The organism is Haloferax elongans ATCC BAA-1513 (assembly GCF_000336755.1).
Lineage (GTDB): Archaea > Halobacteriota > Halobacteria > Halobacteriales > Haloferacaceae > Haloferax > Haloferax elongans.
Genome location: NZ_AOLK01000024.1, coordinates 193,190 through 203,015, shown reverse-complemented (window position 1 = coordinate 203,015; position 9,826 = coordinate 193,190). Strand labels below are relative to the sequence as shown.

Annotated in this window: 7 protein-coding genes and 1 tRNA gene; 3 read left to right on the top strand and 5 right to left on the bottom strand. The window is 54.1% G+C overall.

Annotated elements, in window-relative coordinates:
* Positions 1-235: 235 nt before the first annotated feature.
* From C453_RS18950 to C453_RS18940, 3 genes are all read left to right on the top strand, one after another.
* A tRNA-Cys gene (locus C453_RS18950) sits at positions 236-311 on the top strand.
* 216 nt (positions 312-527) lie between these two features.
* Positions 528-980 (top strand): ester cyclase, encoded by a 453-nt coding sequence (locus tag C453_RS18945; RefSeq protein ID WP_008327156.1) that lies wholly within the window; start codon positions 528-530, stop codon positions 978-980.
* Positions 981-1,477: 497 nt separating this feature from the next.
* On the top strand, positions 1,478-2,362 hold the full coding sequence (locus tag C453_RS18940) for an IS1595 family transposase (protein ID WP_008327155.1): 885 nt from the start codon (positions 1,478-1,480) through the stop codon (positions 2,360-2,362).
* Positions 2,363-2,839: 477 nt separating this feature from the next.
* Here the strand turns inward: C453_RS18940 and C453_RS18930 are convergent, their stop codons facing one another.
* The 5 genes from C453_RS18930 to C453_RS18910 are packed head-to-tail and all read right to left on the bottom strand — an operon-like array spanning position 2,840 to position 9,764.
* Complete coding sequence (locus tag C453_RS18930) at positions 2,840-3,361, bottom strand: adenylyl-sulfate kinase (RefSeq protein WP_008327154.1); 522 nt, start codon at positions 3,359-3,361, stop codon at positions 2,840-2,842.
* On the bottom strand, positions 3,358-4,197 hold the full coding sequence (locus C453_RS18925; protein ID WP_049907910.1) for a phosphocholine cytidylyltransferase family protein: 840 nt from the start codon (positions 4,195-4,197) through the stop codon (positions 3,358-3,360). The genes C453_RS18930 and C453_RS18925 overlap by 4 nt, the downstream gene beginning before the upstream one ends.
* Positions 4,191-4,865, bottom strand: coding sequence for a gamma-glutamyl-gamma-aminobutyrate hydrolase family protein (locus C453_RS18920; protein ID WP_008327152.1), 675 nt, complete (start codon positions 4,863-4,865; stop codon positions 4,191-4,193). Before C453_RS18920 ends, C453_RS18925 begins: the two co-directional genes overlap by 7 nt.
* The gene (locus C453_RS18915; protein ID WP_008327147.1) at positions 4,840-7,986 is read right to left on the bottom strand and encodes a PEP-utilizing enzyme; all 3,147 of its coding nucleotides are present in this window, start codon (positions 7,984-7,986) and stop codon (positions 4,840-4,842) included. Before C453_RS18915 ends, C453_RS18920 begins: the two co-directional genes overlap by 26 nt.
* Positions 7,983-9,764, bottom strand: coding sequence for a sulfatase-like hydrolase/transferase (locus C453_RS18910; protein WP_083881636.1), 1,782 nt, complete (start codon positions 9,762-9,764; stop codon positions 7,983-7,985). The genes C453_RS18915 and C453_RS18910 overlap by 4 nt, the downstream gene beginning before the upstream one ends.
* Positions 9,765-9,826 lie beyond the last annotated feature (62 nt).

Below are 9,826 nucleotides of genomic sequence, written 5' to 3'. Positions count from 1 at the left end.
TTCATTTACAGACGCGAGCGTGTGCACCAGCACACGCGCAGTGAGTCCGTGAGCGGCAGCACTCTCACGAGCGTCCCTGCCCTGGCTACCACGAACGGCAGCAACGTGTGAACTGGCGCAGCACGTCTGGCAGCAGTGAGGGGTCTCACAAGATACCTGAGCGAGATACCACGGGAGAGCACGTCTTCCCGTACATCGTCAGGCTTAAGCACGAGACAGCGCTACGAAGAGGTGCGCCAAGGTGGCAGAGTCCGGCCGAACGCAGCGGCCTGCAGAGCCGCCCATCGCCGGTTCAAATCCGGCCCTTGGCTTTTCTGACGACCCACTAGACAGAGTGACAACACTGGTGGCCGTGCTGCTCTCGAGTGAGACCCGGCCAGAGTGTGGTTACAGTCGTAAATTCTATCAGTTCGACCACTAACGGCGACATAACAATAGTTAACATCTGACATGGTGAAGAGTAACCCGGTACTCGTCACTGGGAGGGGTGGAAGATTCCGCAGTGACGTGTACTGTGGAGGAACAGGATGTCTTCAGCAACATCCCCGTCACCAACAGACGAGGCAAACGCACTCGTCGCCCGACGCTTCCCGGAGGAAGTAGCGACAGAGGGCAATATCGGAGTAATCGACGAAATCTGTGCGGAGGATGTCGTCGACCACAGCCCACTGGGGGACCGGCGGGGTCGCGAAGAACTGAAAGAACAGCTTAGAAAATTCAACGAGGCGTTCGGTGACTTCTCGGCGACGGTCGAGGATATCGTCACGGAGGGAGACACGGTCGCGATGCGCGTCACCCTGCGCGGCACCCACGAAGGTGAATTCATGGGTCTTGAACCGACGGGCAAATCCTTCGAGACAGGGAACATGGTGTTCACCAGAATCGAAGACGGACTCATCGCCGAGCGGTGGGTCGAGCCAGATCTGCTCGGAATGTTCACGCAACTCGGTATCGTCGACGTCGACATGTCAGAGATGTAGGTTCACCGAACAGACTTATTTTTTGGTCGCCGAATTAATTTGGAAGTTCCACTGACTCCACTTCGTCTTCGAGGTGTGCTTCGGTTTCGTCGTCGTCGAGTGACTGGGCGAGTTTGACCCCGCAGAGAGATCTTCCGTGTTCGAATCCCGGTCCGACAGCGAAGAAGCATGTACAGCCAGCACCAGCTGATCGAGGGAAGATCGTTGTCACGCTCTGACTGAAACTGCCAACTAAGTACGAATAGACACCGTGTGAGATCTGTTCTTTTTTAAAGTCGTATTAATTAGGTGACGTGGTATCAACCCAACGCTGCGTTCTCTATTAGCTCCAGACTGGTTTCTCGCTGATGAGTCCGGCTCTCAGAGTGTCCTCACCCAAGTCACGAACCAACTGTTTTATAATTCGACGCTCTTCTGTAGGAGATTGTTGATAGAGTTCAGCTGCTGCTCTGAAATCGAAGAGGGCAAAGGCACCGCGCTAGCGGTGTCCGACACGAATGATTCCGCTGGATGTGTTTGGCTCGGAATCGCTCGCAGCGGACCTGCTGGAACAGGTTCGCTGGCGTGACGGCGTTGAATGCCCCCGCTGCCGTTCTGACCGAACGGTCAAGAACGGCAGCTATGGGCCGTTTCAACGCTATCTGTGTAAGAATTGCGACCGCACGTTCAATGATAAGACAGGCACAATTTTCGCTCACTCGAAGGTTGCGCTCCGCAAGTGGTTGTTCTCGATCTACGCGTTCTTGCGGTTCAACACGAGTCTTCGCCAACTTCACCGAGAGATTGGTGTTACCTACAAGACGATGCACCGGCGCGTCGAGCGCTTTACCAGAGCGCTCGACGTGCCTCAACTCAACCTCGTTGGACCGGTCGAAATCGACGAAGTGTACGTCTCTGCGGGGTTGAAAGGTCGCGAGCGCGACCAAGAGTCGCGCTCGCGTGGCCTCTCCACGCGTGGGCGTGGTTCGTATGAGGGAGACAAACCACCCGTCTTCACTATCGTTGACCGTGGAACGGGACAGCGGTACGTCGTCCCAGCGAAATCCGCTGACGAATCGACAGTACGACTCCTCCTCGCTGACCACGAGGAGGAGTCGCTGACCGTCTATACTGACGGATTTCGGGCATACGACCCACTTGAGGATGACGAGGAATTCCACCGCGAATACGTCGTCCACGGTGACGGTGAGTACGTGGATGGAGACGTTCACGTCAACACCTGCGAGAGCCACGCGTCGCTGGCACGACGGTGGCTCTCGCCGCACCGAGGCGTCTCGAAGGACAAGTTGACACAGTATCTTCGCGCCTTTCAGCTACGCAGCGAACTCTTCAGAAAACCCGGTCGAGAAGCACTCAAACACGCTATCGAAGCGACTCTCTGAAATCAACAATGTGCTACACATGAGCGTCTTTTTCACTTCGAATCGGTGTGTGAACCTATCGAGCCACTCCTCCGAAACCTCGTCTGTGGGTAGATGGTCGGCCGAATAGTCGACCAATGCAGCGAGTGTCGAGATCGTATCTATCGTGTCGGCAGTTGACGGGTCCGGAACCGGGCTCTCGTGAGTGTCTTCGTCGAGTAAATCAGAGACGAACGCACGCTCGAGTTCGGACATGTGCGGTCGCACCGCCGAGGTGTCTGCCCAGTCGAGCGACTCAAACAACTCTCCCCAGGGGCTCTCTACTTCGGTCGAATCTCCCGACTCTTGCCGTTCTAATCGTCGGTCGATTTCTTCCAGCGCTTCTGAACGGTCTGACCGGTACGCACCAATGAATGGAGCACCGTCACCGTGCTGTATTCGTAGCGTTCTAGCTCACCGAGTAGACCGCGGTTCGTGTACTCGTGAGGTAGTCTGACGTCAATTCGAGAGTTTCTCGTCCGGGAGCTCGTTGAGAATCTGTTCGGCGAGAACGTCTGGGTCCGTCGGCGGGTCGTCGTTTTTCAGGATAAGGTCTGGGTCCTGGGGTTCTTCGAATGGGATATCCACACCAACGACGTTCTCTACGTCCCCCGACTCAGCTCTTGCATACAGGTCCTTGGCGTCACGCTGCTTGAGTGTCTCCATCGGGACGTCGACATACACCTCGAAGTACGACGAGAGGTTCTCACGGTTCCACTGTCGGTGTTCTTCGAAGAGAGAAAGGATACAAAAAACTGCGTGAATGTTCTGTTCGTCGAATAGCGCCCCAAGCCGGCAGTACCGCCAGCAATTTTGATATCGTTCCTCGCTCGTGTGCCCAAGGTCGTCTCCCCAGACTTGCCTGATGTGGTCACCATCGAGGAAGAGAACGTCGTTTCGTTCTGCCTTTATCTTCTCGTACAGGGCACGGCCAACAGTCGTCTTCCCGGCGGATGAGAGTCCAATGAGCCAGATTATCATTCTTTGGTACCGTTGCCTGCTTCTTTTCGGTCAATCTTAAGAGTACTGCCGGTGTCTGGATGGCACACAGACTCCGCGATTTCGAGATCTCGGGGGGTGTCGATTTCGACCCATCCTGCGTTGATTTGTTCTGCGTGGACCGGGACACCGTTGTCAATTATTCCCTGAAGAAGATCTGTCATGTGTATGTTTTCGAAGCTCCGCTGACTTCCAAATGGGTTCTGGTCTGTACTCGTACTATTTACGGCCTTCTGGTACGCTTCCCGTAAGGACTTGACACCACGCGCAGAGAGCTTAACCAGTCCAATGTACTGGGCTTCAGGGGCAGAAATTGAGTCTACATCTTGACCGATCGATGCAATACGGTCGTCTGCCTCAAGACGGAGACTTTCGGCGTCTTCTATTGGATTTTCGTGTCGTCTTTCCCAATACGATTGCCATTGGTTGTCCACCGCAACCGCGATGTCGTGAGGGCTTTTGACAACCGACTGCAGGACTTCTGGGGTATAGAGAATGTCACTGTAGGACAGAACAACTGGTCCCTCAAGCACATCTCGTGCACACCAGAGAGACCGAACCATATCAGTACTTGCGTACTCGGGGTTGTGGTACGTCGCAACGTCGCTTTCGACGTGCTTCTCGATGACCTCGTTTTTGTACCCCGTCACAACCGCAAGATTGTCGATTCCCACTGACCTGGCCGTTCCCGTGAGCCAATCAAGCAGTGGCCGGCCAGCGACAGGCACCATCGCCTTCGGCCTGTCGTCTGTGATTGGACGGAGCCGAGTTCCTTGACCTGCTGCAAGGCAGACCCACGTCATGTCTTCACTCACCATGGGTGCTCTCCTTGCAAGAACCCCGCGACTAGATCATCCACAGCTTCGCGATCAGGGAGATCTCGCTCGGGGTGCCACTGCATTGAGAGGATGGGCTGTTTGGGGTGGTATAGCCCTTCGACTATCGACCCGCTGTCAGAAGTCGCGAACGGTTTGAGCACCGATGCGGTGTCGCTTGTCGAAACCGCCATTTCGTGGTACGAATTAACTGAGAGAGTGTCTGGTAGTTCTATGGGGCTGTCCTGTATTTGCACGTCGTGATTTGTCGCCACGTGAGTTGTTGGGTCGTTCATGTGTTCGTTTAGGTTGGTGAGGTCGCCGCCGTAGTAGGTGTTAATAAATTGGTGCCCACGACAGACTCCCAAGATGGGAATCGAAGCCTCTATGGCCGCGTTGAGTAGTGCTTGCTCTGTTTGGTCTCTTGGTGGATGGCTTCCAACGTCTTCACCGTTAGTCAATAGGAGCGCATCTGGCGAAACGTGCTCAAACAATGCCACTGGGTCCGAAAGTCCGTTGAGTATGGGGATGACGTCGAAGCCCAGTTTGTCTAAGTACTCTGTCCAGTCACGGCTCAGTGAGTCTCGAAGCTCGTTCGTCGCTGGCTCGCGTATCGACCGCATAGTAACTGCCACATCCGTCACGTTACTGCACCTCCCGAAGCCGTCCATTAGTGGAGTCGAGCTCAACGATATCTGCTTGCGCGATTTCTTCGTAAAGAACCTCTCCACAGCCGATTGCAGCTGGGATACCGAACTCTGCCGCTCGAATTGCCATATGTGATGCGACACCACCGTACTTCGTGACGAGACCTTCGATGTCGGAGCCAAATATCCAATCGTACCCAGGATCAGCAGATGGTATCAGAACGATATGGCCATCAAGCTCTTCGCGCTCAATGTCGTCACGAGATTCGATACGCGTGATTGGTGCGGTAGTACTTTCGCTCGTCACAAAATTCGGACGTTCGGATGGGAGCGTGAATGACCGGACGTCTTCGGCACCCCGTAGGAGTGGTGGCAATTGGACCCACCCCTGAATCTGATCCCGTTTGTCGTTGTGATTGACTGTCCGCTTGAACTCGCGTCGAATTACCGGTGAAGGATTTTCCGTCGTCGGTTTCAGCAAATCGTTGAGAGTGAGCGATGCAACTTCGCTGGTCTCTAAACCGAGGTCTGACTCAGCACCACGCCGAAGTAGTGTCAACCCTGCAGAGAGGTTTCGAGTAAATTCGAACTTTGCGAGTTCACGCAACGGAATGGCCCGTGTGATAAACGAGAATAGCTCGTCGGCCGTGAACGAGAACCCTCCTTGGTCAATGAGACGTTGAACTTCCTCACGAGACTCATCGAAAACCTCCCGTGCCTCTTCGGACACTGTCGGAGTCCAATGCTCGACTTCTGGTGGTCGACTGGCGTCAAGTTCGAGCGGATCGAAGTTGGCGTCGACGTCGAAGTACTCGGATGGTTCTTCGTCGTAGCGTGGCGAACAGATGTCGTAGGTCCCCGGACGTAGGTGCCCATATCTCTTGAAGAACGTCTCAGGATCAAGCTCTCCATCACGTAACTGTTGCATACTTGTCGCCAACTCTTGCGCGATAGTTGGCATCCCCGCAGATATCGTCTCACGTTCTGCTTCGGTTAGGATGCCTCGCTCGACGAGTGACTGCAGGAACGATGTTGCAATAAAGGCGTACCGAGCTAAAACCGAGAATGGGAGTGTTCCGTACTCACGGGTGTCGTCTAGGAGCTGTTTGACAGTGCGCGCCGTCTCCGACCAACTCGATGGCTCAGCCCTGAGGAACTTCTGTCGCCGATTCCCCAGTTTGGTGAGGCGCTGTCTTTGTTCTTCGATTGTCGCAATTTCCCCACCTACAATCGAGTCGGTGAGCGTCCGGAGATGCTCACGGAGAGTTTGTATCTCTTCGTTGTCAAAGCCCGCGGATTCGAGTTGGTCGACCCGTTCGTCGAAAGCAAAGTCGAGGCACGTGAATGCAACTTCGAATTCGACTTTGTCTTGGAGCTCTGGGTTCTCTCCGAGTCGATCGACGTAGTGGTTGACAAGCCGTCGGCCTAGCTCATCAGGAAGTGTTGCTGGGAGAAAACTGTTGAAATCAGCGAGTGTGTCAATGTATGGACAGCCAGCTAAGGTTATCATTAGGGGCGTCGGTCTGACATCTCTGTACCCCGACTCAGCTCGGGCACGTGCCCACACATCGTCCGTAATCAAGTATTTATACAACGAAACCGCGAGCGGGCTTGGATCCGTCCCAATCATCTCTGCGGGATTCCAATCGGGCATCACCCCGAGAACGGTTCCGTCCCCGAGGAGCAGAGGACGGTTCCGTTGTAGTTCTTCGATTGATTGGACCGTACTTTCAATCTCATCGTTAACGTCGCGTGAATCGTAGCGGTCTTCGCCCGTGTGAATAGTCAGTGGCCGCACCTGTAGAATGACGACTGTCCCATCGGACCTGACCGCAAACTCAATGTCAAGTGGCGGGTCGTCAAGTAGTTCCCGTAATTCGTCGACAGCCTGTTTAACAGCAACTATGTGCTTATCCGAGTCGAACTGTCCCACTCCCTCAACTTGGTGGTGGAAGTAGACGGTTTCTTGATGTACACCTTGACCTGCAGTCACCGTGTCTGTCCGACCAGACGTGTCGTCGTAGTTGATAATTGTGTACGGGCCCCCTGACTTGAGCTCTCGGGTGAATGCTACCCCGCTCATCGCAACGTCTTCGACTTGCGGTTGGACTAAGACCTGGTCTCGGTGAACAACTCCTGACCCCTCGCGCAGACTTGCGACGACCTGATTGATTGTGTCTCGTAACGCTGATTCGTCTGTAGGAGAGACGTTGAGTTCCGTATGGAAGGCCCCCGCGTTCGACTCAAACCAGCCGTCTTCTGCGACTGCACTGCTACGAATGGCGATGGGTCCCCCAGCGAATGAGGACGTAATCTGACAAATAATCTCTTGTGGCGATTCGTCCCAAGTTTTAACGTCGAATACTTCTTGGTCGAGAATCGTCCCTTTTTCGAGGAGTCCACTGAGACGTTCTAATGTGTCGGCTTTCGTTCCGAGAAGAAACCGAGCAAGTGCATGCGTTTCGTCATATTTCTGTGCAGAGTCACCGACCTCAATTGCGGTGACGCCGTCTTCTTGCTGCGCAACCGTTGTCAACACCTCGTGAAATGAGAGGGGTTCTCCCTCCCGTGCGGAATCAATCGCCGACTGAAGTCGAGCGACACCTTCTGAAGTAAAGAGACACAATCCGAGGAGGCGAGCGTCCGGGAGCGTATCGCCGTCGAGGTTTACCTTGATACGTCCGTCATCGACCCCGACAAGCTCAGCGTCACTAAGCGTCCGCTTTGCATTTCGTGCGACCTCTTGCGAGGAAAAGTTCGTCACAGCGACAGCGATCTCGGAGTCTGTTCTTCGAAGCCGCTCAATTGCCTCGTTTTCGAAGAGCGTCTCGCCAGTGGTGAGTATTACGTCTCCATCCAAGACGCCGGGATATTGGGCGAGCTTGGTAAGGTGGCTGCCGTCTTGCCAATCCGAGTCGTAGTAGTAGTTTATTTCTGGATGTACATCAACGAGTTTCTCGATATGGTAGCCAGCTAAACAGGCGATGTTGTCCACCCCGCTCTCTCGGAATGACTCGATTTGCTTGTCGAGAATCGCCTGCCCTTGTTGTGTCTCTACCAGAGGAGTCGGTTTGCTTTCTTCGGTGTCTAGGCGTCTAATACCGCGACCTGCCGCGAGGATAACTGCGTTATCGATGTTGGTCATTGTGTGTTCTTCCACAGATTTCCTGAAGAGGGACCTGAGTTTGGGGGAATTCCCGCATCTCCCGCCAGTGATTGGCGAATCTGATGTGCGCGTTTGCGAACATTCTCAATAAGTGTATCGAACCCTTCGGGAAGATCACTCGTATCGAGGGGAGACAATTCCTGGGGGTCTTCTTTGAGATCCGACGCATACTCCACGCTGAATCTTTCGTTTCCGTTCACCGGTGCTGAACAAACGACTTTCCGGTCATCTGTTCGTAGACAAATGTTTGCTGGCTTCGACGGGTCGCATGGTCCCCTCCCCAGGTCCTCTGCGATTACATAGCTGCGTCCACCATCGGGATATTGGCTCACTGGAACTCCATCGAATGACTCGGGGATGTCGATTCCGAGCAGATTGAGCAACGTTGGAGCGATGTCCAAAGACGAACAGAGCCCGTCGAACGAACCACTCTCCAGATCCGGATGGACGAATGCGACGGGAACGTGCAAGAGGCTGTCGTAAAATTGGTTAACGTGGTCACCGCTCCGTGTTGGACGCTGCTTTCCGTGGTCGGCAGTAATAACTATCAACGGTGGGTTGTTCGACCCTTCTACAACTCGGTTGACGAATTGTTCAAGGACGGTATCGACATAGCGAGAACTCAGTGTTCGTGAGATATTGGTCGATTCGGGCAGCGATTTCCCACCCCAACCCCGGAGGAACTTTCGGTGGCCCGCTAATTCTGTTCCGAACCACTGCTCCTCGTCGAAGTCCAACGTGAACATACTCTCGCTGTGGATGTCGTGGAGGTGCGTCCACGCGAAATACGGGTCTTCACTCCCTTCGATCCACGTGGCAAGATTCTCGGTGACATACCTCGCCGACGAAATCTTCCCTCTCCTCACCATGTCAACCCAATTTTCGATATCTTCCATTGGTTGTTCGAACATTCGGCTTGGGCTGGGACCGTACGGAGATGCCCACGAAGCCACGAGTGGGAGGCTCCGAAGCCATTTACTCTTAGACTCCGCTCTTTCCGACAGTTGGGTGGCGAGTAGTTCGTCGAACCAACTACCTTCACGCTGGAAAAGTCGACTGGACTCTTCCTGTTTAGTCTCCTGAAGTAGTGTGGCGACGAATGTTGTGGGGTCTTTGTCGAATGATTCTTGTGCTTTCTTTGCAACATCGGCTGCGCGCTCGAAGTCCCACGCGTGAAGTCGTGACGAGAGGTAGTGGGGGTGCAACCTCTCTTGGTTAACTTCCGCTCGTCGCTCATTACAGTAATCGACAAGATGATCTAGGAACTCACCGACGAGTGGACATAGCAGCTCGACGGCTTCTTCGGTTGACTTGTCTCCTGACTCGATAAGTTGCTTCGCGTACTTAAGGTAGACTCCCTTCAGATTCTTCGTCCAGAATTCTAAATTGAACAATGGGCAGAATGTTTTGATACCTCGGTCGTAGCCGTACAGCCGGCCGAGCCAAAACGCCGTCACAAACGCTGCCGTGCTGTATCCAGCGTTTTGGAACGATTCTGAAAGAGCTGTTGGCCGGGTCCGAATACCATACTCATACCCGCCGTAGTCGAGCGGAAGCGTAGACGTCATGAGCCCGGGCAGCGCGAACTGTGTCGGATACCCAGTGCTGTAACACGACGTCAGTTCGAATCCATCGTTGAAGAGACTATCTAGAAATGGTGTCGGGCTCGGGGAAGAGCCGCGGAGCATATCTGGCCGGAGGGAATCGATTGTGATGAAAATAACATCAGTGTCACTAGACAATTGATTTGTTGTCATGTCCACGGAATATATGCCCAATTCAGGCCTGGTTCACATCAATCTACCGGGTGCGTTCTGTC

Excerpts from the sequence above, each read along its gene's own strand:
- C453_RS18945 (WP_008327156.1), top strand. The coding sequence starts at position 528 with ATGTCTTCAGCAACATCCCCGTCACCAACAGACGAGGCAAACGCACTC.
- C453_RS18940 (WP_008327155.1), top strand. The coding sequence starts at position 1,478 with ATGATTCCGCTGGATGTGTTTGGCTCGGAATCGCTCGCAGCGGACCTG.
- C453_RS18930 (WP_008327154.1), bottom strand. The coding sequence starts at position 3,361 with ATGATAATCTGGCTCATTGGACTCTCATCCGCCGGGAAGACGACTGTT.
- C453_RS18925 (WP_049907910.1), bottom strand. The coding sequence starts at position 4,197 with ATGGTGAGTGAAGACATGACGTGGGTCTGCCTTGCAGCAGGTCAAGGA.
- C453_RS18920 (WP_008327152.1), bottom strand. The coding sequence starts at position 4,865 with ATGGACGGCTTCGGGAGGTGCAGTAACGTGACGGATGTGGCAGTTACT.
- C453_RS18915 (WP_008327147.1), bottom strand. The coding sequence starts at position 7,986 with ATGACCAACATCGATAACGCAGTTATCCTCGCGGCAGGTCGCGGTATT.
- C453_RS18910 (WP_083881636.1), bottom strand. The coding sequence starts at position 9,764 with ATGACAACAAATCAATTGTCTAGTGACACTGATGTTATTTTCATCACA.